The 21496-nt window shown below is 66.5% G+C and carries 23 protein-coding genes; 12 read left to right on the forward strand and 11 right to left on the reverse strand.

What is annotated here, in order from left to right; translation table 11 throughout:
- The first annotated feature begins 39 nt into the window (after positions 1–39).
- On the forward strand, positions 40–390 hold the full coding sequence (locus AC0IX4_RS18590) for a winged helix-turn-helix transcriptional regulator (RefSeq protein ID WP_056076097.1): 351 nt from the start codon (positions 40–42) through the stop codon (positions 388–390).
- Here the strand turns inward: AC0IX4_RS18590 and sigC are convergent.
- Entirely contained in the window at positions 387–959 is a 573-nt protein-coding gene (gene sigC, locus AC0IX4_RS18595; protein WP_471830358.1) for an RNA polymerase sigma factor SigC, read from the reverse strand. The two genes, AC0IX4_RS18590 and sigC, sit on opposite strands and share 4 nt — an antisense overlap.
- Before the next feature lie 83 nt (positions 960–1042).
- Between sigC and AC0IX4_RS18600 the strand changes: the two genes are divergently transcribed.
- From AC0IX4_RS18600 to AC0IX4_RS18615, 4 genes are all read left to right on the forward strand, one after another.
- Complete coding sequence (locus AC0IX4_RS18600; RefSeq protein ID WP_471830360.1) at positions 1043–1801, forward strand: zf-HC2 domain-containing protein; 759 nt, start codon at positions 1043–1045, stop codon at positions 1799–1801.
- Between the two features lie 49 nt (positions 1802–1850).
- Complete coding sequence (locus tag AC0IX4_RS18605; RefSeq protein WP_471830362.1) at positions 1851–4157, forward strand: heavy metal translocating P-type ATPase; 2307 nt, start codon at positions 1851–1853, stop codon at positions 4155–4157.
- Between the two features lie 76 nt (positions 4158–4233).
- Positions 4234–4965 carry a DsbA family protein gene (locus AC0IX4_RS18610; protein ID WP_307092028.1) on the forward strand — a complete coding sequence of 244 codons (732 nt, stop codon included), beginning with the start codon at positions 4234–4236 and terminating at the stop codon, positions 4963–4965.
- A gap of 50 nt (positions 4966–5015) precedes the next feature.
- Positions 5016–5549: a vitamin K epoxide reductase family protein gene (locus AC0IX4_RS18615; RefSeq protein ID WP_471830723.1), complete on the forward strand. Its 534-nt coding sequence runs from the start codon at positions 5016–5018 to the stop codon at positions 5547–5549.
- On the opposite strand, the gene AC0IX4_RS18620 is transcribed toward AC0IX4_RS18615, so the two are convergent.
- The 3 genes from AC0IX4_RS18620 to AC0IX4_RS18630 form a co-directional block, all read right to left on the reverse strand.
- Complete coding sequence (locus AC0IX4_RS18620; RefSeq protein ID WP_156388475.1) at positions 5546–5716, reverse strand: hypothetical protein; 171 nt, start codon at positions 5714–5716, stop codon at positions 5546–5548. The genes AC0IX4_RS18615 and AC0IX4_RS18620 overlap by 4 nt on opposite strands.
- Positions 5717–5726: 10 nt before the next feature.
- Positions 5727–7670, reverse strand: coding sequence for a cytochrome c oxidase assembly protein (locus AC0IX4_RS18625; protein WP_471830363.1), 1944 nt, complete (start codon positions 7668–7670; stop codon positions 5727–5729).
- Positions 7671–7773: 103 nt separating this feature from the next.
- Positions 7774–8478, reverse strand: coding sequence for a DUF5134 domain-containing protein (locus AC0IX4_RS18630; protein WP_307092032.1), 705 nt, complete (start codon positions 8476–8478; stop codon positions 7774–7776).
- A 260-nt stretch (positions 8479–8738) separates the two neighbouring features.
- Here AC0IX4_RS18630 and AC0IX4_RS18635 point away from each other — a divergent pair, with 260 nt between their 5' ends.
- From AC0IX4_RS18635 to AC0IX4_RS18665, 7 genes are all read left to right on the forward strand, one after another.
- Complete coding sequence (locus AC0IX4_RS18635; protein WP_037185744.1) at positions 8739–9779, forward strand: ABC transporter substrate-binding protein; 1041 nt, start codon at positions 8739–8741, stop codon at positions 9777–9779.
- Positions 9769–10833 carry a FecCD family ABC transporter permease gene (locus AC0IX4_RS18640; protein WP_037185682.1) on the forward strand — a complete coding sequence of 355 codons (1065 nt, stop codon included), beginning with the start codon at positions 9769–9771 and terminating at the stop codon, positions 10831–10833. The genes AC0IX4_RS18635 and AC0IX4_RS18640 overlap by 11 nt, the downstream gene beginning before the upstream one ends.
- Positions 10830–11630: an ABC transporter ATP-binding protein gene (locus tag AC0IX4_RS18645; RefSeq protein ID WP_471830365.1), complete on the forward strand. Its 801-nt coding sequence runs from the start codon at positions 10830–10832 to the stop codon at positions 11628–11630. The genes AC0IX4_RS18640 and AC0IX4_RS18645 overlap by 4 nt, the downstream gene beginning before the upstream one ends.
- A complete protein-coding gene (locus AC0IX4_RS18650; RefSeq protein ID WP_471830367.1) occupies positions 11627–12850 on the forward strand; it encodes an MFS transporter in 1224 nt (407 codons plus the stop codon). The genes AC0IX4_RS18645 and AC0IX4_RS18650 overlap by 4 nt, the downstream gene beginning before the upstream one ends.
- Positions 12847–14079, forward strand: coding sequence for a cytochrome P450 (locus tag AC0IX4_RS18655; RefSeq protein ID WP_471830369.1), 1233 nt, complete (start codon positions 12847–12849; stop codon positions 14077–14079). The genes AC0IX4_RS18650 and AC0IX4_RS18655 overlap by 4 nt, the downstream gene beginning before the upstream one ends.
- Positions 14076–15026, forward strand: a complete 951-nt coding sequence (locus AC0IX4_RS18660; RefSeq protein ID WP_471830371.1) for an L-tyrosine/L-tryptophan isonitrile synthase family protein — start codon at positions 14076–14078, stop codon at positions 15024–15026. The genes AC0IX4_RS18655 and AC0IX4_RS18660 overlap by 4 nt, the downstream gene beginning before the upstream one ends.
- A gap of 904 nt (positions 15027–15930) precedes the next feature.
- The gene (locus AC0IX4_RS18665; protein ID WP_471830372.1) at positions 15931–16632 is read left to right on the forward strand and encodes a GAF and ANTAR domain-containing protein; all 702 of its coding nucleotides are present in this window, start codon (positions 15931–15933) and stop codon (positions 16630–16632) included.
- A 442-nt stretch (positions 16633–17074) separates the two neighbouring features.
- Here AC0IX4_RS18665 and AC0IX4_RS18670 read toward each other — a convergent pair whose 3' ends face one another.
- From AC0IX4_RS18670 to AC0IX4_RS18700, 7 genes are all read right to left on the reverse strand, one after another.
- A complete protein-coding gene (locus AC0IX4_RS18670; protein WP_471830374.1) occupies positions 17075–17527 on the reverse strand; it encodes a hypothetical protein in 453 nt (150 codons plus the stop codon).
- A complete protein-coding gene (locus AC0IX4_RS18675) occupies positions 17524–18774 on the reverse strand; it encodes a molybdopterin-dependent oxidoreductase (protein ID WP_471830724.1) in 1251 nt (416 codons plus the stop codon). The genes AC0IX4_RS18670 and AC0IX4_RS18675 overlap by 4 nt, the downstream gene beginning before the upstream one ends.
- A 149-nt stretch (positions 18775–18923) precedes the next feature.
- A complete protein-coding gene (locus tag AC0IX4_RS18680) occupies positions 18924–19526 on the reverse strand; it encodes a TetR/AcrR family transcriptional regulator (RefSeq protein ID WP_471830376.1) in 603 nt (200 codons plus the stop codon).
- Entirely contained in the window at positions 19523–20182 is a 660-nt protein-coding gene (locus tag AC0IX4_RS18685; RefSeq protein WP_471830378.1) for a methyltransferase domain-containing protein, read from the reverse strand. The genes AC0IX4_RS18680 and AC0IX4_RS18685 overlap by 4 nt, the downstream gene beginning before the upstream one ends.
- A 247-nt stretch (positions 20183–20429) precedes the next feature.
- Positions 20430–20642 (reverse strand): TOBE domain-containing protein, encoded by a 213-nt coding sequence (locus AC0IX4_RS18690; RefSeq protein WP_471830380.1) that lies wholly within the window; start codon positions 20640–20642, stop codon positions 20430–20432.
- Between the two features lie 63 nt (positions 20643–20705).
- The gene (locus AC0IX4_RS18695) at positions 20706–20927 is read right to left on the reverse strand and encodes a hypothetical protein (protein WP_471830382.1); all 222 of its coding nucleotides are present in this window, start codon (positions 20925–20927) and stop codon (positions 20706–20708) included.
- A 64-nt stretch (positions 20928–20991) separates the two neighbouring features.
- On the reverse strand, positions 20992–21420 hold the full coding sequence (locus AC0IX4_RS18700; protein ID WP_471830383.1) for a DedA family protein: 429 nt from the start codon (positions 21418–21420) through the stop codon (positions 20992–20994).
- Positions 21421–21496: the final 76 nt, after the last annotated feature.

Consider the following 21496-nt stretch of genomic DNA (forward strand, 5'->3'; position numbering starts at 1 on the left):
GTGGTTACATCAAGTGCACTGGCTGTAACGTGGGGATACATGAGACCGATCGCGTTCGAGGACTGCTCCGTCGAGACCTGCGGAGTGACGCGGTTCCTGAGTCTGCTGGACGGCCCGTGGGCCACGTTGATCGTGCGCGAACTGTTGGGTGGTCCCCACCGGTTCGGCGAACTGCTCACTGCACTCGACGGAATCAGTGCCCACACGCTGACCAATCGTCTGCGCAAGTTCGAGACCCACGGGTTGCTCGTACGGACGGTGTACCCGGAGATTCCGCCGCGGGTGGTCTACGAACTCACGCCGCTGGGGCAGGGGCTCCGGCCGGTGTTGGACGCCATGAACGCGTGGGCCATGACCGTGCCCATCGCCGGTGTGGTCGAACGCGCCTAACCCGTGTCGGAACCGACTTCGCCGACCCCGGCGATCAACTGTTCACGCGCACGCGCCACCCGTGAGCGGACTGTGCCGATGGGGCACCCGCACACATCAGCCGCCTCCTGGTAGGACAGCCCGAGCACCTGCGTCAGGATCAGTGCCTCGCGCCGGTCCGCGGGCAGATCGGCCAGCATCATGCGCACTTCCACCAGGTCCTCCGCGACGTTCGGCCCCGTGGAGGCACTCTGCGCGGAATCCGCCACGGCCACCCAGTCGTCGCTTCCGACGAGCCGCGGGCGAGCCATCGCCGACCTGACCTGATCGACCACCACGCGTCTGGCGATGGACAGGAGCCAGGTGCGCGCGGAGGACTGCGCCGCGAAACGCGGGAGGGATGTCATCGCGCGGAGGTACGTCTCCTGCGTGAGATCGTCCGCCGCGGACGGGGAGCTCAGATGGGCGACGAATCGCCACACGTCACGCTGTGTCTCTCGAACGAAGGACTCGAGTGCGCGGTGATCACCTCGGCCGGCGGCGAGCGCCAACTCGGTGGTGTGCGCGTCGTGCTCGGCTCGGGAACTCACACCTTCAGTGTAGTTGATGACCTTCAGTGTTATTGAAAAGGCCCGTCGGGAACTTTTTCACCACCCCGGGCGACCATTGACTCGTGGACTGCACACTCGCGCGAGAAGCGTTGTCGGCGCGCATCGACGGCGAACGGGAGCCCGTACCGTCCGCCCGGACCGACGAGCACCTGGAGTCCTGCGCCCGGTGCCAGAACTGGTACGCCTCCGCGACCGAGCTGACGCGCAGTCTCCGTGTCGGGTCCGCCCCACGCACCCCGGATCTGACGGCGCAGATACTCGACGCCGTCGGCGTCCGTGCGCCGCGCGGTCGTCCCCGTCGCGTGGCGCGATGGGTGTGCCGAGACCATCCATGGAGAGCCGCCCTCGTTCTCGTGGCCATGGCGCAGATCTCGCTCGGCGCCGCGCAACTCCTCGGAGTGGGACACACCCCTGCGGCCGACCCCATGGCGATGGGTCACGAGTCGATGGCCGGACACTTGTTCAACGAGAGCACCGCGTGGAACATCGCCGTCGGGATCGGATTCCTCGTCGCCGCGTGGCGGCCGGCAGCGTCGGCAGGCTTGATGCCGGTCCTGGTCGCCTTCACCGGGCTGCTGGCGGTCTTCGTGATCACCGACTCGATATCCGGCCAGGTGACCGTCCAACGCGTCGCGTCCCACGCCATCATCGCCGTCGGTGTCGCGGTCACCGCGATGGTCCGGCGCAGCGCGAACGGGTCGACATCACCGTCACCGCAACGCTTGTCGCACAGCGACGACAAGGGCGTCATCGTTCCGGACGGCGCGCGCCAGGGGCGTCGACGCGGCCACCTGCGAGACGCCGGCGACTCCGCCGCGTGACATCCCCACTCCACCGAAACCGCAGTGTCGAACGAAAGAGCTGATCACCATGTCCGTCGGCACCCACCAGAACACCGTCCTTGCTGACATCGCCGACGATGCGACGTCCGTGCGTGTCGCACTCGCCGTCGAGGGCATGACGTGCGGTGCCTGCGCCAACCGGATCGAGCGCAAGCTCAACAAGGTCGACGGGGTGAAGGCCTCGGTGAACTACGCCACCGCGGTCGCCACCATCGAGGCTCCGCCGTCCGTCACCACAGCAGACCTGTGCGGGATGGTCGAGGCCGTCGGATTCACAGCCGCGGAGTTCACCGACGACACCCGCGTCGACACCACGGCCGAGGACGCGCATTCCCGAGACCTGTTCCGCCGTCTCGTCGTCGCCCTGGTTCTGTTCGTTCCGCTGGCCGATCTGTCCATCATGTTCGCCGTCGTGCCCGACACACGCATCACGGGGTGGCAATTCATCCTGCTGGCGCTCGCTGCCCCGGTCGTCCTGTGGTCGGCGTTGCCGTTCCACCGGGCAGCGTTGTCCGGATTCGCGCACCGCACCACCACGATGGACACGTTGGTGTCCACGGGCATCATCGCGGCCACCGGGTGGTCCGTCTACTCGATGTTCTTCCAGACCTCCACGGCGGATCAGACCCGGGGCATCTGGGCGGCCATCACGTCGAGCGATGCGATCTACCTCGAAGTGGCAGCCGGCGTCACAGTGTTCGTACTCGCCGGCCGCTACTTCGAGGCAAAAGCCAAACGCCGCGCCGGCGGCGCCCTTCGAGCTCTCGCCGCTCTGGGAGCTCGGGATGTCTCGGTGCTCGTCCGCGGTGGCGGCGAACTACGGATTCCCGTCTCGGAACTGAAGGAGGGGCAGCAGTTCGTCGTCCGTCCGGGGGAGGTGATCGCCGCGGATGGTCTTGTCGTGGACGGACACTGCACTGTCGACACCAGTGCCATGACCGGTGAGTCGCTTCCCGTCGACAAGGAGGTCGGCACGGCGGTGACCGGCGGCACCGTCGTGCTGGACGGACGTCTCGTCGTCGAGGCCGCCGCGGTCGGGGCCGACACCGCGCTGGCCGGCATGATCAGGTTGGTCGACGCCGCCCAGTCGGGCAAGGCCGATCTGCAGCGCCTGGCGGACCGCATCTCCGGCATCTTCGTTCCCGTGGTGTTCCTGCTCTCGGCCGCGACATTCGCCGGATGGGTTGTCGGCAGCGGCGACATGAACGCAGCGGTCAGCGCTGCACTCGCGGTCCTGATCATCGCCTGTCCCTGTGCGCTGGGCCTGGCCACACCCACAGCGTTGATGGTGGCCTCCGGCCGCGGGGCGCAACTGGGGGTGTTCATCAAGGGACATCAGGCGCTGGAGGCCACACGCACGGTCGACACCGTCGTCTTCGACAAGACCGGGACCATCACCACCGGAGCGCTGACGTTCGAATCGATCGTCGTCGCTCACGGGGAGAACGAGGACGATCTGTTCCGACTCGCCGGAGCCGTGGAGGTCGCATCCGAGCACGCGATCGCGGCCGCGATCGTCGGCGCCGCTCGTGACCGACTGGGGACACTTCCGTCGGTCGACGATTTCGTCGCGCTCCCCGGACTGGGGGCACGAGGGCTCGTGGACGGCCGAGCCGTGGAGATCGGACGGCGGCGATTGTTCGAGGACAGGCAGTGGCCCGTTCCCGGAATTCTCGCCCGTGCACAGCACGAGAGTGAGCAACTCGGAGCGACAGCCGTCTATCTGGCAGTCGACGACCGAGTGCGGGCAGTTCTCGTCGTCTCCGACACGGTCAAGCCGTCCGCCGCGGCGGCCGTCGCGCAGCTGCACGCGCTCGGGCTCCGCACTCTGCTCGTCACGGGAGACAACGCCTACGCCGCGCAGGCAGTCGCCGACGCCGTGGGCATCACCGACGTCGTCGCCGAGGTGCTCCCCGAGGGCAAGGTCGAGATCGTCTCGTCGCTGCGCGAGAGCGGCCGCACGGTCGCCATGGTGGGCGACGGCATCAACGACGGACCGGCCCTCGCCACAGCGGACCTCGGTCTGGCGATCGGTGCGGGGACCGATGTCGCCATCGGTGCCGCCGACATCATCGTCGTCCGGGACGACCTCGGCGCCGTGGTGGATTCCCTGGGCCTGGCGAAGGCCACGCTCGCGACGATCAAGGGAAACATGGTGTGGGCGTTCGGCTACAACGTCGCCGCCATCCCCGTCGCAGCGGCCGGACTGCTCACTCCGCTGCTGGCCGGGGCGGCCATGGCGTTCTCCTCGTTCTTCGTCGTCTCGAACTCTCTGCGACTACGCCGTTTCACAACCTCCAACTCGGTCACCGGCGAGCGGGAATCGCCGCGTTGAGGGTTCGCGGGAACTTTCTCGATGGAGCGGCCGACTTCTCTTCCGTCACCACTCCACGAAAAGAGAGAACCACATCGTGTCCAAGACCGACCGTGTCCAGCGTAATGCGCTGGCGGAAGCCGAACGCAGACGTTCGGTGCTCATCCGCGCCGGAATCACCGCCGCCCTGGTCGTTTTCGCGCTGGTCGTGGGCATCGTGGTCATCTCCGGCCGCGACACCCCCGGCGCAGCGGCTGCGCCGGCGTCGGTCACCGACACCGGCGCCCTGCGCGCAGCCGAGCCCGACGTCGAGACCCTCGGCGGCGGGCAGACACCCACACGAGTCCTGACGATCTACGAGGACTTCCAGTGCCCGAGCTGTCGAGCCTTCGAAGCCACCTTCGGTAGTGCTCTCGACGAGCTCCGCACGAGCGGGGCCGCGGCGATCGACTACCAGCCGATCGCAATTCTCGACAGGATGTCGACCACCGACTACTCCACACGCGCTGCCAACGCGTCGCTGTGCGTGGCTGATTCGTCGATGGACAACTGGCTGCGCTTCCATTCGTCAGCCTACGAACAGCAGCCCGCCGAAGGTGGTGCCGGACTGACGGACGATCAGCTCACCGAGATGGCAGTGGCGGCGGGTGCACCCGAGACGGTCGGCGAGTGCATCGCCGACGGAACCCACACCGACTGGGTCGCCTCCTCCACCCAGTCGGTGCTAGAGACCAACGTGAATTCGACTCCGACCGTCCTGCTCAACGGCGAACCCCTCCAGCTGACAACCCCCGAGGCACTGACCGCCGCCGTGCTCGCGATCTCGTGACCGACGTCCTCGCGAGCACCGAGGTGTCCGGACGCCCCCCGCTCGGCCGCATCGCGGGCGGGGGGATCCTCGTCGCCGGGGCGATCGGACTCCTGGCGGCGCTGGTGTTGGTCATCGAGCGATATCGGCTGTTGCTCGATCCCAGCTATGTACCGTCCTGCAGTCTCAACCCGGTTCTGTCGTGCGGGTCGGTGATGACCACGCCGCAGGCCGCGCTGTTCGGCTTCCCCAACCCCATCCTGGGAATCCCCGCGTTCACGGTGGTGGTGGTGACCGGCGTCCTCTGTCTCGGCGGTGTCCGTGTCCCGCGGTGGTACTGGGCGGGGTTGGCGATCGGACTGTCGGTCGGGGTGGTGTTCGTGCACTGGTTGATCTTTCAGAGCCTGTACCGGATCGGCGCACTGTGTCCCTACTGCATGGTCGTGTGGGCGGTCACCGTGCCGCTGTGGGTCGTCGCGGTCTCCCGCGCGACGCAGTGGGCACCGTTCGTCAGATGGAGATGGACCATCGTCGCCCTCTGGTTCACCGCAGTGATCCTGCTGTGCGGGGAACGATTCCTCGACTACTGGCAGACCCTGCTCTAGCTCGGATGCGGCACTGTCCCGGCCGCATCGACGGCCACGACCACCGCGAGCAGGGCAATCGCCAGGATTCCGACCAGTCGCGCGTCCCGCCGGTGTTCGACCCGTGCTCCCAACCACGACGCCAACGCGACGAGAACGACGAGAACCACGAGATGGACGTCGATCATGCGCGCACGTTCACTTCCGCGTTCTGGCCAACTGGGCCAGCATCGCGTTGTAGGCCGCGAGCTCGTCGTCGTCGGTGCGATCGGCTGCCCGGTCCTCCCGCACCTCGGTCTTCCTGTCCTGGCGCGCCCACTGCGTCACCAGAGCGAGGACGACCATCACCAGCGGGACCTCGCTCGACGCCCACGCCAAGCCCCCGCCGAAGCGCTGGTCACTTGCGAGGTCCTGGACCCAGGGGAGGTCGAGGTATCGGTAGAACGTACCGCCGATGAGACGGTCCATCGTCATCACCGCGATACCGAAGAACGCGTGAAAGGGCATGGCCGCGAACAGCAACGCCAGCCGACCGAGGTGCGGTAGACGCTTCGGGCCCGGATCGATCCCGATGATGACCCAGTAGTAGAGGTATCCGGTGACGATGAAATGGATGTTCATGAGTTCGTGACCCCAGTGGTACCGCACCAATTCGTCGAACAGTGGGCTGAAGTACACCGCGAACGGTGAGAGCACGAACAGTCCGACGGCGACAGCCGGGTTGGACAGAACTCGAAGTAGCGGTGAGTGCACGACCATGACGATCCATTCGCGCGGCCCGGGGGCGTTGCCGTCCCGCGCGGCCGGCAGTGCGCGGAGCGCAAGAGTGACCGGCCCGCCGAGAACGAGCAGCACAGGAACGAACATGTTCAACGTCATGTGCACGCCCATGTGGACGCCGAACATCGCCGAACCGTAGGCGCCCACCCCGGAACTGGTCGCCACCAACAGGGTCAGGCACCCTGATGCCCAGGCGACGGTGCGTCCGAGCGGCCACGGGTCGCCGCGCCTGCGCAGGCGGACGACGGCCCACCCGTACAGCCCGGCCAACAGGACCGCGCCTGCGCCGGTGACGAAGTCGAAGCGCCAGAACGAGGCGAACTGCGAGAGCGACGGGGGACCAGTGGGCTGAAACCCGAGAAAGACGTCGTAGACGGTGGACGCGGTGACCAGAAAAGCCGGAGCAGGCCGCACGGCCATGAGCACGACCAGCGCCCAGACGAACACCAGGATCACCGACGACGCCTGTGCCGACACTCGCATGTACCGATCGGACGGAGGACGCCGAACAGCCGCAGTCACGGCGAGGACCGCGGAGACCAGGACGAGTGCCCCTGCCACGAGGGCGAATCGGCCGTACTCCGAATTGAACACAGCTCCCGACGGAAGGAGGATGACGGCCACCACGATCGCTGGTCCCACGGTGAGAACCGCCGCGCACGAGGCGACGACACGATGCCGGGACACGGCCAGGTCGCATTCGCGCGCGTCGCGTCCGTCCACGCGCAGGATCATCGAGCGCAACGAGATCGCGGCGCCGGTCCACACGGAGAAGGCGACCATCGCCACGATGACTGCGCTGGTACCGATGTCGTGATCGCGGCCCTGCCCGGCGTTGCCGATCACCCAGGCCGGGAGAATCCCGATCACGGAGACAGCGGCCGACGCGGCTAGCGGTACCCAGTTCAGAGTCCAACGCGTGAGGACGACCACGGCGAGAGCGGCGACTGCGCTCACCATCCACGCCTTCGGTGCCTCGTTCGGCGCCACGAGGTCGAGAAGTGCGCCGCGCCGCACGGCATCGCCCAGACCGATCCCGGTGGCATCCGCCGCGGACACCGGAATCAATGCTGCGGACGACATCAGCCAGACGGAGCTGGAACGCGCGGCGATCAACAGTGCCGCATAGCCCTCCGGGCCGATGCGCCCGGACTTGGTGACCCGTGTGCAGGTGAGTGCGTGCACCAGCGCCCCGAGCGTGACGGCGCCGGACAGGGCAGCGACGAACCGCAGCACCACGTACAGCTGGGAGGTGACGATGCCGGGATACGAGTCTCCGCTCGCGAGGTAGCGGGTGTCACCGGAGACCGCGGTGACCGACACGACGAGGCCGACTGCGACGACGATCGTCGCAGTGAGCACATGGGTCGACAGTGTGCGAGAGGGCCGCGACGACGCGTCTCCTGACGAACGCATCCCCGGTGTCATCGGCCGCTGCACTGGTCACGGTGGGTCGAGGAAGACGTCACATCACTCCCATCATGATGGCCATCCCGCCGGCCATGGCCACCTCGCACGCGGCGGCGACGGTCTGCGGCTGGTACACGCGTCCCACGGTGGCCACTGCACCGCGCTCCGCGGTGGTGGGGGCCAGGGCGGCGTCCTGTTCGACTGCGAACATGCGGTGGAGCCAGAGGATCGCGGCCGCGGCGAACGCCAGCGTCAGAGCGAAAGATACGAGGGAGACCCACTCCGAACCCGCGCTCGTCCGAGCAGAAGTCTCCATCGCCGCGTGATGGGCGTGCGCGGACGCGTCACCAGCCATCGAATCGCCACCGGAATGATCGTGTGCGGCGGTGTCGGGCAACCACCCGGCCATGACGACCACCATCCACACCATCGCGGCCATCATGAATGCGTGATAAGCGGCCATCACGGGACCATGACGACCGACGTCCACCCGTCGCCGCACACTCGCGAGAACACCCTGCGCGGCCGTGAACACGAACCACAGGGTGGCCGCACCGAAGAAGACGCCCTGGGGGAGCAGGGGTACACCGAGGCCCCACGGCCACGCCATCGCGATCATCGCCACACACATCGCCAGGTGCAGGCCATGATCGATCACACCGCGGGTCCGCCCGACGTGGGCCAGCCGCGACACGCAATAGCCGGCGGCGGCGACGAACAGGGCCGTACAGATCCAGCGCAACGTGCCATCGGCGATCACGACCGGTCCTCGTCCACGATCGAGGTGGGCATCACACGTGGCTGCATGCGCGGTTCGTTCCTCTGCTCGGGCCGCACGGGCGCGTAGGCCCGTGATCGTCCACCAGTGGTCGGGTGCCGCGTACCGAAAGTTCCCGACAGTCCCGGTTCGACTCGACGACCGCGCTCTCGAAGCCGAAACCGATGCACCACAACCGCACTCGTCCGGACGAATTCCCGACGGAGGGGAACCCGACCGCGCCCACAGCCGACTACCGAGGCATGAACACTCGTACCTTCTCGACGGCGCTCGTCGCTGTGGCCCTGGTGGCGTCCGCGTGCACACGGACCGTGGACGCACCCGATCCGACGGCGGACGGAGGTGCCGTCCGGCCCGCGCCCTTCCCCGTCACGGTGGCGGACTGTGCCGGTGAGCCCACCACGTTCGACGGGCCACCGGCGACGGTGGTGACAGCCAATCTGGCCGCACTCGAGCTGGTGATCCGTCTGGGGCGGGCGGACAGTGTCGCCGGAACCGGGTGGGCGTCCGGAGTGTCCACGCTCCCGGACGACGTCCGCGAGGCCGCGGAGACGGTTCCCGTGTTGTCGACCGGTGGCATTCCCAAGGAGGTCCTGCTCACCACCGGAGCGCAGGCGTACATCGACGCCTTCGGATCGATGCAGATGATGGGGGGAGACGGATTGTCCGAGGAGGAGATGACCGCTGCCGATATGCGACACGTGGTGCTGTCGTCGAGTGCCTGCGCAGCGACACTCCAGGGTGCCCGCACGGACCTGGACGCCGTCTACCGCGACATCGAGAGCATCGGCGCGATCCTCGACGCATCTGCCCCCGCAGCCGACCTCGTGGCCGACATGAAGGACACGATCGCCGAGGTCGCCGTCGCACATCCACCGCGGGACGACCGACCGACAGTGTTCTACTACTCGCCGGACCACACCACGCAGGGGATGACCACGGTCGGCGGTAAGCAGATCGCGAACGCCATCTACGAATTGGCCGGAGCCCGTAACGCATTCACCGACGATGCGACGAGCATGCGACCCGTGTCCTGGGAAGACGTCATCGCCGCCGACCCTGATTTCATCCAGATCGCTGTCAGGAACAAGGCATCCGCCGCGGAGCAGTCCGCCGCGTACGCTGCAGCGCTCGAAACTCTCCGCAGCGATCCGCGAGCGCGTGACCTTCGCGCCGTCCGCGAGCAAAGTTTCATCGACCTGGGTGCGGAGGAGACCACGCTCCCCGGCATCGCCAACGCGGCCGCCGTGGCGACCATCGCGAACGCCGTCGATGGTTCGTGACCGCGGTGCCGCGCTGCTCACCGGCGCCACCACGGTCCTGCTCGTCGCGGGATTCACACTGGCGGTGAGCTACGGATCGACGTCGGTTCCCGTGTCGACCGTGTGGTCGACCGTTCGAGGAGGTCTGCTCGGTACACCCTTCGCCCCCGGCACGATCGATCTCATCGTGTGGCAGGTGCGCATTCCACGCCCCATCCTCGCCGTCGTCGTGGGTGCCGGTCTGGGGACGGTCGGGGTCGCCGTGCAGGCGCTGGTGCGCAACGATCTCGCGGATCCGTACCTCCTCGGTATCTCCTCGGGAGCCTCCGTCGGTGCCGTGTGGGTGTTGGTGTTCGGGGGTGGCGTCGTCGGGACGCTCGTCGGCATCATCGGATCCGCGGTGGTCCTTCCCGTTGCGGCGTTCCTCGGTGCTCTCATCGCCCTCGCGGTCGTGTGGTCGGTGACCAGAGCCGCGGGCGGCATCGGCGGAGCCTTCGGGCCCACCCGACTCGTCCTGACCGGAGTCACCGTCGGCCAGATCCTCACCGCGATCACCAGTTTCATGGTGCTGCAGACCGACGACCAGGCGCAGACCCGCAGTGTCCTGTTCTGGCTGATGGGCTCGCTCGGCGGGGCCACCTGGTCGCAGCTACCTGTCACCGTCATCGGGGTCGCACTCGGCGCGGCAGTGCTCTACGGCCGTGCCCGCCACCTCAATGCTCTCGCGCTCGGCGACGAGACCGCGTCCTCTCTGGGCATCTCCGTGCTCCGTGTCCGCCGGGAGGTGTTCGTCGTCGTCAGCCTGATGACGGGGGTCATCGTCGCCGTGTCGGGAGCGATCGGATTCATCGGGTTGCTCGTCCCTCACCTGTGCCGCTTCGTCGTCGGCGTCGACCATCGCCGGCTGCTTCCCGCCGCGGCTCTGGTCGGGGCGACGCTGATGGTGTTCGTCGATCTGTCGTGCCGTGTCGCAGCGCGTCTGGTTCATCAGGAACTGCCCGTGAACGTGGTCACCGCCGCGCTCGGAGGCCCGGTCCTGCTCGTACTTCTCATGACACGGACCGGCCGCCCATGACCGACACCGGACCACCGCCCGTGTCGCTGTCGATCGAGAAGTTGTCGGTTCGACTGTCCGGCAACGACATCGTCTCCGATGTCTCCGTCCTCGCTCGGGCAGGGTGCATCACCGGGATCATCGGACCCAACGGCAGCGGCAAGTCGACCCTGCTCCGCACGGTCTACCGCCACGTGTCACCGACGCACGGGCGCATCGTCGTCGGTGATCGCGACCTGTCGGCCACGTCCACCGAGGCGTCGGCCCGCCTCGTCGCCGCGGTACCGCAGGAACGAGAGGGCGCACCGGGTGCGACCGTACGTGACGTCGTCGCGCTCGGCCGGATCCCGCACCAGTCGAGCTTCCGCCGCGAGTCGTCGGAGGACCGCGCGGTGATCGATCGAGCTCTCGCCGATGTGGAGATCGAGGATCTCGCAGCCAGGACCTTCCAGTCGTTGTCCGGCGGGGAGAAGCAGAGAGCGCTGCTGGCTCGATGCTTCGCTCAGGGGGCCGGGGTGTTCGTGCTCGACGAGCCGACCAATCACCTCGACCTCGCGCACCAGGTACAGATGCTGGCGTTGCTCGAGCGCACGGGCTGCACCTGCCTGATCACGCTGCACGATCTCGGCGTCGCCGCTGCGGTGTGCGACGAGGTGCACGTGTTGTCGAAGGGCGCCATCGTGGCGTCAGGTCCGCCCTCGGCGGTCCTGACCGGTGCGCTGCTCCGAGACGTGTTCGGCGTGCGTGCGGCAATCGGAAGACATCCGCTCACCGGAGGCGTGCAGATCTCGGTGGACTACCTGAGCGAAGCGACATGACGGCGAGCCCGATCGTCCGTAGCGGTGACCGTTGGATCGTCGTCGTCGCTGCCGGGATTCTCTCGTTCACGGCGATGATGGAGATGTCCGCGTTGAATCTCGCTCTGCCGGCGATCGCTCGACACACGGGGACGACGACAACGGTCGCGCAGATCGCCATCATCGGATATCAGGCGATGCTGACGATCTGCCTGATTCCGGCCGGGCGTTTCCTCGCCGCGCACGACGCGCGCCGCACTGTCCTCGGCGCACTGACTCTCTTCGCCGCCACCGGAGTGCTCGCCGCGTTCGCGCCCGGCGACGAGATCGGCATCGTGTGGACCACGGCGTGGCGAACGCTGCAGGGTGCGGCGGCGGCGGTTCTGTTCGTCTGCATGCCGCTGCTGTCGACGGGAGCGGTGTCCCCGCAGCGTCGAGCTCGTGCCCTGAGCGTGACCACAGGACTCGGGTCACTCGGGATCGTGATGGGCCCGGTTCTGGCCGGTCCGCTCATCGACAATTTCGGTTGGCAGTCCGCGCTGCTCCTCAAGATTCCGGCGTGTGTCGCCGCCGGGTGGATTCTCGCGCGGACGCCGCCGGGGTCGCTCGCCGGGGCACGTGGCCGACCGCCGCGGAGCGACGGTGGCCGGCCGGAGGACGAGACACCGACGAAACAAATCGTGCTGGCTGTGGGTCTGGTCGCGAGTGCTGCATCCGTGGTCCCGCTAGGGGTGTCGATCGCCCTGCAAGCGGCAGGCGGGTCCGCCACCGACGCAGCGATGGTCATCATCGTCCAGGCGGCCGCCATGGCTGCGGTCGGTCTCGTCGCGGGCATGCTCGCCGATCGCATCGGACCGTCTCGACTCGTCGTGATCGGGGTTGCGGCGGTGACTGTCGGACTCGTCGCGATGGTCCTGCACCGCGGCGACTGGAGCATCGGCGAGCTGGCATGGCGATTGGCGCTGGTCGGGGTAGGCATGGGGCTCTACGGAGGCCCTGCGCAGGCATGGGTGATGTCCTCGGTCGCTCCGGCACGGGCCGCGATCGCGGCATCGCACATGCAACTCGCCAGAACCACAGGCTTCATCGTCGGGCCTCTCGTCGCGGCGTCGCTCTGGACGGCGCCCGTCGTACCCAATCCCGCTCTCACCGTCGCCGCCGCGGTCGCCGCGTGCGCCGCCATCCTGCTTGCCCACCACCGAACTCACCATCGCACCACGTCACGAGAGGACACCCGATGACAGACCGCACCCTGCTGGACGGATCTCGCTACCGCGCCGACCCGTATCCGCTGTTCGCAACCCTGACCTCGTCCGGGACCGTGCACGCGGTCTCCTTCCCGGCGCTCGACGCCTGGCTGATCACCGGACACGCCGCTGCACGACGCGCGCTGACGGACCAACGACTGGGGAAGGACCACGCCAGAGCGAACTCCGAGTTCCTGGCCAAGGCGTCGATCATGCCCGAGCAGCAACGATCCCGGCTGCAGAAGCACCTGCTCCACAGGGACGAACCGCACCACACACGGATGCGATCACTGGTCACAGACCACCTCTCGGCACGCCGATCCGAAGCCCACCGCGATGCGATCAGAGCCGACATCGATGCTTTGATCGACGCGATGCCGGCGACGGCCGACGATCGACCGGTGGATCTGGTCGCTGCCGTCGCCGAGGCGCTGCCGATGCTCGCCCTCGCTCGCGCGATCGGGCTACCGGATCATCTGCGGGACCGATTCGAGCCCGAGTGGCGGACCGTGGTCGCTCCGGTTCCGCCAGGACACCCGCGACGAGAACGCTACGAGAACAACCTCGTGGAACTGCAGGACTACATAAACGACGTGGTACGCGAGGCCCGTGACGAGACCGTGCTCGGCGACATCGTTCGCGCCGCCGACGCAGCGATCATCACTGTGCAGGAACGAGACTCGATGATCTTTCAACTGTTCGCCGCCGGCCAGGATCCGGTGGCCGCACAACTCGAACTGGCCCTCGTCGGAGTGCTCGAACGCCCGGTCGTTCTCCAGCAGCTTCGGAACCATCCCGACCTCGTACCGTCCGCCGTCGAAGAGCTGCTCCGCCACGATTCGGCCTTCAATCTGACGACGTGGAGGTTCCTCGAGGCGGACGGTCACATCGACGGTGTGGCGGTGCCGGCCGGTGACTCGGTCATCGTGGCTCTGGGAGCGGCCAATCGGGACCCCGAGGTCTTCGAGTGTCCTCACGACGTGCGCATCGACCGATCGCCGAATCCGCACCTCGCATTCGGATACGGGCGTCATGCGTGCCCGGCAGCGGGTCTGGCGCGCGTCGAGCTGCAGGAAGCGTTGACGGCATTGATCATTCGCTTGGACGGGCTCAGGCCTGCTTACGACCGCAACGACGACCTCGACTGGTCGAGTTCACCGATCACCCGGGCTGTCGCCGCGCTGCCGGTGCACTACTCGTGCCGACGGAGTGCGAGCGCATGACCGTCACGCTTCCCCGTCATCTGAGAGACGACGTGACGATGGCGGAGAACATTCTCGAGATACTTCTCGGTCGCCGCCGCGCGGTGCCCGGCGAGGCACCGACCGCGGTTCCGGCAGCGCTCGAGGCGTCGACGCAGTTCGCGCAGATCATGGCTCACGTTCTGCAGCAGCGTCCCATTCGGATGACGCTGCCCGCCTTTCCCTGTAAGTCGCCGAGTCCGGACAAGGTGTGTGGAGTTCTGCCCGACGAAGGAGAACGTCTCGCCCTGATGGAGCTCGATGATCTGTGTCGGCGCATCGGCGAGATCTACGAACCGGGGGCGACACTGACCATCTGCTCGGACGGTCACGTCTTCGCCGACCACATCGGTGTGGACGACGGCGCCATCACCGAGTACGGCACCGCCCTGCGTGCACTCCTCGACGCCCAGCGCCTCGGCCATCTCGAATGGTTCGATCTCGGCGCACTCTGGCCGGGTCGCACCTTCGAGGACAAACGAACACTGCTCGACACCGCCTGGTGTGACGGACACGAGGAAGTTCGAGCACGCGCCCGACACGACGAGGCAGCCGCGCGGCAGCTCAGAGGGGTGATCAAGTTCCTGGCCGAGGACGCTCCGAGCGGTGACGGCCACACCAGGTCGTACCGACATCGCCGAGCGAAGATCGCTGCGCGACACGTCGTGTCGCGAAGTCAAGGGTGGGGTCGGGTGATCGCCGCGCACTTTCCGAATCACGTGCGTCTGTCGATTCACCCGCAACCGCGCGGAGCTGACAAGCTGGGGATTCGACTGCTCGACCATGCTGATGCGTGGACCACACCGTGGCATTCTGTCGTCCTGTACGGAACGGACGGCAGGCCTCGATTGGTCCGCCATGACGAGGCTCGAAAAGTAGGTGTCCCGCGACTGAGTGGTGGACGAATCTCCCACTACACAGCGATGTGAGGACGGACCACCGAGGTGGCTCCGCCGGGTGTCACTCCCTGTGACCCCGGCCTGATCTCTCCCGAGTTCGTGTCGCGTTAATCGTGATCTTGAGACTCTTGGCGGCGGTGATGAACGCCAATCGCTGCTGCGCGGTCAGGGGCGCGGGAACGGGTCAGTCCCCCCAGTAGCGTTGGAGTGGGCTGGTTCATCCGGCTCTGCCAGTGCAGACATCTACCGACAGCCGATCGACGCTGAACGCGGACCACCTGACACTCCGCGGGCCACTCACTACTTATTCATGACTTTCATTTCGGTCTCACCCGGATCGTCGTGGTCCCGTGTGGTCATGTGACTCTTAATCCCTGCTGGTCAGGCGGACTTTCATGGTCCCAATGGGATTCCTGGCATTCTGCGGGCATAGTCACTGGGTCCGGGGTTCGAGTCCCTGTGGGCGCACCAAAAAGGGCCCCTGATCAGCAGTTATGCTGATCAGGGGCTCTTCTGGTTTCGGTGCCACTCACTACTTATTCATGACTTTCAACTCGAAACTCGCGTGTTCGGGCCCTCCGGGCGAAGATTGACGCTGCATTGCTGCTGGTCAGGGCGTCGCCATCTTGTCTGTACTGGGTCCAATAGACCGCTGGATTAAGAGTCGTGTAGCCATGGCCGTCCATCACGGTCCCGTGTCATCGGTCGGTGCAACCTCGGCTTTTTCCGTCGATCCTGTCCGACGGGTCGAGTCCACTGCTGTGGCGGTCGACACGTCCCGTTCCCGAGATGGCCTCGGAACGACCCCGGCCGGCCCGTAATCGTCGACGCCATCGAGTGTTTATCTGGGGCGCGGGTGGGCATCGGAGGTGTTCGGTGCGTTGGCCGCTCGGCCTGGTCTGCGCAATATCGGGCTCACGAGAAGAGACGTCGAATGCGAGACGAGTACGACGGCGGGACGGCCGGCACATCGTCGGCGGCGTTGCTGGCGGAGATGGCGGTCGATGCGGCGGGTGTCGACGGGGCCGCGGTCGCGGTCATCGCCGGGACCCCGCTGGTCCGGGAGTTGATCCACAGCACCGATTCGGTGGCGACCCGCATCGACGAGCTGCAGTTCACCATCGGGGAGGGTCCCTGCCTGGACGCCTTCCGCACGCGCGAGGCGCACATGGTGCCCGATCTGCTGGACCGCGGCGCTGCGGCGCGGTGGCCGGTGTTCGCGTCGGCGGTGGTGGAGGAGCTCGAGGTGCGGTCGGTATTCGCATTCCCGCTGACGGCCGGTGAGTCGACGATCGGAACGCTCGAGTTGTATCGCACCGCGCCGGGGGAGCTGACGGTCGCGCAGCACACCACCGCTGCGACGATCGCGGCGATGATCGGGCCTGCGCTGGTGGCTGAGGTCGCCGACGCGCGTCCCTCGGGTGAGAACACAGAACTCGAACACGGCGTGGCAGCGAAGTTTTCGCGCGACGAGGTCCACACGGCCATCGGGATGCTGGCAGCTCGGCTACGCATTCCGATCGACGATGCGGCGGTTCGGCTGCGCGGGCATGCGTATGCCGAGTCCACGCCCATCAGCGGCGTCGCTCGAGACCTCGTGCGGCGCACTCTTGATCCACGAGTATTGGACGACTGACAGCTCATCGCAACGGAACTCCGTGGATCCAACTGACCTCCGCGGCTACCCCCAAATCTGCGATCTCAGAACGAGAGGAGCGTGATTCGAGGGACGGGTTGCGGCAGCGGCCCCCATGATGCCAGCGGTTGGTGCTGACCAGGCCTCGATCGCGTCCACGCGAATCCTCTTCTCGCTCGAGTGGTCGACGCCGCGCGGGTGAGCGGAGGAGAGTCGGTTGCGTCGGCAACTCCCTTCGAGACGCTAGGTCTACTACGTGGTCTACGTAATGAACCAACCCGCCCCGCTCGCCAGGACCGCTCCGAGTACCTACCCTCCACTCCAACGCGCCACTGGCAACGCTGCGGCCGGACCGAACTGCGACCACGATCATCGGCTGGCGGCAATCGTCCTCGGCACTAGGAGCTCTAGTGCACTTCAGATGCAGGCCGCGCCGACGGGACTATGTGCGACGCAATTGCACGATTCGCGACATGGCGTACAGGACGGCACTGGCTGTGAACATCGCTGCGGTCAGCAGTGCCCACCTCACGGCGTAGGGCTCTTGGGTGAGGCCGGTGGCAGAGTAATACGTGTCACTGCCCTGCTTGATGATTCCCGGGAAGAACAGAATGAGATTCAACGCGGCACCCAAAGCGGGCACTCGTACGTAATTGACTCGGGTGCCCAATGCGCGGATCAGTCCGCGGTCGAGAATTGCGTACAGCGGGAAGGCGATCAGGTCGTGGATCACTGCGGCGCCGACGAACCACACCGCGATCGACTGCAGTCTGTGATCGGGGTTCCATAATGCCGGGATCCCGATGGACGTCAGCACCAGCAAGACCAAGCCGAGGCAGAACACCACCGCCACGAGGTGGGTCGGTCCGTCTCCGTAGAGTCGGCGGAATATCATGTTGCGCCTCCGGAGAACTCGATCGACTCGACCCACTTGGTGGTGTGTACCCCGGGAATTGCGGGAATCATGATGCGTGCGGGAAAACCGTGATCGGGGGACAGGTCCACGCCGTTCACGCGCAGTGCCAGCAGCGAATCAGGGTGTCGGAACTGGGCGCCGGTGAAATTGACGCGATTGAACGAACCTGATCGCTCCAATGACGTCACCTCGGCACGATCGACGGTGTCGAATCCTGTGAGCTGCGCCAGGTCTCGGAGACGGACTCCTGTCCAGGTCTGGACCGTCGACCAGCCTTCGACACATGCGATCGGAAGGTCGACTGTGTGTAATTCCATCTCGAGCAATTGTTGCCGGGTGAGAGTGACGTCGGTGAGACCCCCGAGCAGGGTCAGTGTCCAGAGTTCACCGATTTGGTCCTCGGTGATGTTCGCCGAGGCTGCAGTGCGGTTGATCTGGAAGTCGTTCGGGCCGTCGCCGTACGACCGACCCCGAGGGAGCAGGACAGCGGCCGACCGCAGGAAGCCGCCGGTGCTCTGACCGACACTGAGGACTGCGACGAACAACGCGCCGCCGCCGACGAGTGTCAGTGCGCCACGTCGGCTGATGGTCGCAGGATCGGGGTCGGTTGCTGCCAGAACCGAATGGTCACCGGCATCGACGACGGTGTCGGCCGTACGCACACGCATCACCTCCAGGAAAGGACGGCTGCGCAGCGCTCGGGCCATGGCCGGGAACTTCACGACCACGTGAGTGAGGAACCCGGCTATGAACACCCACGCACCCCAGTAGTGGGCTGTGTAGAAACTGAACCCGAACAGGTAGTCGTACTGGATGTTGAGCACACCGGTGGCGATCTCGAACAGTATGCCGCCCACCAGCGCCAGCAAGGAGATTCTCTCCAGTGCATGACTGAGACTCCGGATCGGAGGAAACTCGAACAAGGCAGGAATGACGGACCACAGTTTGGCCAGGACGATCGGCGTGAGAATCAAACCCAAACCCACATGGAGGCCCTGGGTGAGGCGGTACAACCACGACGGGTTCGTCGGCCAGTCGAACACCGGCAGGTGCAGCAGGCCTACGTCGCCCGGCATCGACTGGCCGAATCGAGGACCGTAGGCAACCCAGGACAGCAGGCCGGTAACGGTCACGATCGGCAAGGTCACCAGCAGCACCGACCCCAGAACGGAGGTGAGCCAGACGCCGCGGATCGGGCTTCGGAATCGAGGTGTCGGTACGTGCAGCACGGGAACGTCCGATCAGAAAGTGTACCCGTCGGTACAAAGCGAATACCGTCAATGTAGAACATGGGGTGCCGAAACGCCAGGCATCGCGGAGCGAGCAGACGACGCCGGAGAGTCGACGCTGGAGATCGGTGGTATTCGTAGCGTGTTCAGGTGCGTCGTAGTCGAAGAGAATCGACTGCGGCAGTGAGGAGATCGCGCAGCGGCTGGACGTCGCCTGCTGTGCGCGCCAACAGCATTCCGCCTTGTAAGGCCGCGATGAGCATCGCCGCCGCGGCAGCGGCATCCACGGACGGGGCTACCTCGCCACGCTCGCGCATGGCAGACAATGCGCACCGCAGAGGCTCGGCCCAACGGCGAAACGCTGCATCGAGCGCAGGCACGAACGCCGGGTCGTTCTTCAGTTCCGATGCGAGAGATCCCAGCGGGCACGAGAAGGGTCCACCGGGCTGTTCGTGGGTGTGGATCACCGCCTGCGCCCATCGCTCGATGTCGTCGAACGTGTCGATGTGGTCGAGTAGCGGCTGTGCGGCGAGCACTCGCTCGAGCTGGCGCTGAATGACGGCGTCGACGAGATCGGATTTGTCGGAAAAGTAGTGGTACAGCTGTGACTTTCCAGTGCCGGAGGCGTCGAGGACGTTGTCGATAGTGGTCCCCGCAACTCCGTGCGCGTACATCATCGTCGCCGCTGCGTCGATGATGGACTCACGGGTGCGCCGCCCCTTGGGGGTGCGGGGGATGTCCTTGCTCATGGTGCTGCGTGCAGTCCTAATTCCACGAAGGTCCTCTTGCTCGTCTCGATGATACGGCGCACATACATCCCGGCTGCGGTCGAGAGAGATTCGAGCGAGCCGGTGTCGGCGTCGGCCCACGTGAACCATTCGCTCGCCGAGTCTCCCGATTCCCAACGCACCGTGCGTACGAAAATTCCACCGACATCGCGTGTCGACGACACTTCGATGATCGCCGTCCCCTCGGCCCGCAGCAGACGGCGGGCACGGCGCAGAAGAGCCAGCGGATCGCCGCCGATGCCGATGTTCCCGTCCGCGAGAAGCACGTGCGACCACTCTCCCTCGGCCGGGAGCGGCGAAAAAAGATCGCGTCTAAGTGCGACGCCGCCCCGTCCGGTGGTCAACTCGACAGCGAACACCGACGAATCGACACCCAAAGTCGGCACGCCGGCTCGACCGAGCGCCTCTGTCAGCCGGCCCGGTCCACACCCGAGGTCGAGTGTCGGGCCTGTGCACAGCGCCAGAGCGGCAGCATCCGCACGTCGATCATCGACTGTCGCGGACGATCCGCCCAGCCAGCGCGAGACCGGAACGGCGCACCGACGCCCATCGGTCTCCGCGATCCACGACGGCAGACCTACCATCCCTCGCCTGAACACGTCGTCAATCGTCATCATCACTCGAATGTACCTGTCAGTACAATCGAGGGTTGTCCGTGAGAAATGCCGAAACGCCACCATGGCGGCACGCGCTGAATCTGGTGTTTCGAGGCCAACGCCTCCGAGCTTGTCGCCCGTTCATCGCCGATGACCGCGGAAACCGACAAGGAGGGTCTCGCCGTCAGGTGCGGTCAGTGCGGCGTCGACCCGACGGAGCGCTCCGTGCGAATTCGTCGGGAGCCGTGACAGCTATCCCGTCGGGGTCCTACTCGACGCCGATGGTGACTTCGGTCGACTTGACGAACACCGTCGCAGACTGGCCCACCTCGAGACCGAGTTCGACTGCAGCTTCGCGGGTGATCGAGGACGTGACGCTCTGGTCGCCACCGTCGAGTCGCACCTTCACGGTCGCCATCACGCTCCCGAGGGTGACCTCGGCGATGGTGCCGACGAGTTGATTGCGGGTGGAGAGTCGCATGATGAGTCCTCTGTACGGGAACCGGCACCCCGCCGGTCCGAGGACACCGACGTTACCGCCACGTCACACGAGTCCGTTCGCTCCGCCCCGATCTGGCCTCGACCGCCGTTTACCCGAGGACATCTCGGGATTCGCGCCCCACGTTGCGCGGGCAGCGGAGTCACCGATCCGGTACGCCTGGACCACGGTGGCGGCATCGATCGCGACCAGCGCGGTCAGCGGCGCCAGGACGACGATGAGGAGAACGAGCAGGATGTGGCGGGTAAGCCGTTCCCTGAGCGACAAGGGGTGCCGCGGTGCATCGTCGATGTGGTCAGCGAGGGCGAGGCCGTGTGATCGCTACGGCCTGTCAGGTGGGTCGTCGGCCGGTGCGGCGGTGTGAGCGCAGGTAGTCGACGGCGACGGGAAGCAGGGAGAGCACGACGACTGCGATGAGGATTGTCTCGATGTGATCGCGCACGAACGCGATTCCGCCGAGGAGGTAGCCGAGTATGGTGACGCCTGCGCCCCAGAGGGTTCCGCCGACGATGTTGTAAATGGTGAACGTCCGATATCGCATTCCTGATGCTCCGGCCATGACCGGTGCGACGGTGCGGACGACGGGGACGAAGCGGGCGAGGACGACAGTGCGCGGTCCGTAGTCGGTGAAGTATCGGCGGGCGCGGTCGAGTTGGGCGGGTCCGAGCCGACGGGCGCTGGGCCGGTCGAAGACAGCGTGACCGGCGGTGCGGCCGATGAGGTACCCGCATTGGTCGCCGACGACCGCGGCGATCGGCACCCGCCACCAGCAGCACCCACACGGGAACGAACGGGTCGGCGCCGGCGACGAGGACACCGGCGGTGAAGAGCAGGGA

The organism is Rhodococcus sp. AC861, from assembly GCF_979256035.1.

What these genes read in the sequence shown, in the direction of transcription:
- AC0IX4_RS18590 (WP_056076097.1), top strand. Translation starts at nt 40, where the DNA reads ATGAGACCGATCGCGTTCGAGGACTGCTCCGTCGAGACCTGCGGAGTG.
- AC0IX4_RS18605 (WP_471830362.1), top strand. Translation starts at nt 1,851, where the DNA reads ATGTCCGTCGGCACCCACCAGAACACCGTCCTTGCTGACATCGCCGAC.
- AC0IX4_RS18620 (WP_156388475.1), bottom strand. Translation starts at nt 5,716, where the DNA reads ATGATCGACGTCCATCTCGTGGTTCTCGTCGTTCTCGTCGCGTTGGCG.
- AC0IX4_RS18635 (WP_037185744.1), top strand. Translation starts at nt 8,739, where the DNA reads ATGAACACTCGTACCTTCTCGACGGCGCTCGTCGCTGTGGCCCTGGTG.
- AC0IX4_RS18640 (WP_037185682.1), top strand. Translation starts at nt 9,769, where the DNA reads ATGGTTCGTGACCGCGGTGCCGCGCTGCTCACCGGCGCCACCACGGTC.
- AC0IX4_RS18645 (WP_471830365.1), top strand. Translation starts at nt 10,830, where the DNA reads ATGACCGACACCGGACCACCGCCCGTGTCGCTGTCGATCGAGAAGTTG.
- AC0IX4_RS18650 (WP_471830367.1), top strand. Translation starts at nt 11,627, where the DNA reads ATGACGGCGAGCCCGATCGTCCGTAGCGGTGACCGTTGGATCGTCGTC.
- AC0IX4_RS18655 (WP_471830369.1), top strand. Translation starts at nt 12,847, where the DNA reads ATGACAGACCGCACCCTGCTGGACGGATCTCGCTACCGCGCCGACCCG.
- AC0IX4_RS18660 (WP_471830371.1), top strand. Translation starts at nt 14,076, where the DNA reads ATGACCGTCACGCTTCCCCGTCATCTGAGAGACGACGTGACGATGGCG.
- AC0IX4_RS18665 (WP_471830372.1), top strand. Translation starts at nt 15,931, where the DNA reads ATGCGAGACGAGTACGACGGCGGGACGGCCGGCACATCGTCGGCGGCG.
- AC0IX4_RS18670 (WP_471830374.1), bottom strand. Translation starts at nt 17,527, where the DNA reads ATGATATTCCGCCGACTCTACGGAGACGGACCGACCCACCTCGTGGCG.
- AC0IX4_RS18680 (WP_471830376.1), bottom strand. Translation starts at nt 19,526, where the DNA reads ATGAGCAAGGACATCCCCCGCACCCCCAAGGGGCGGCGCACCCGTGAG.
- AC0IX4_RS18685 (WP_471830378.1), bottom strand. Translation starts at nt 20,182, where the DNA reads ATGATGACGATTGACGACGTGTTCAGGCGAGGGATGGTAGGTCTGCCG.
- AC0IX4_RS18690 (WP_471830380.1), bottom strand. Translation starts at nt 20,642, where the DNA reads ATGCGACTCTCCACCCGCAATCAACTCGTCGGCACCATCGCCGAGGTC.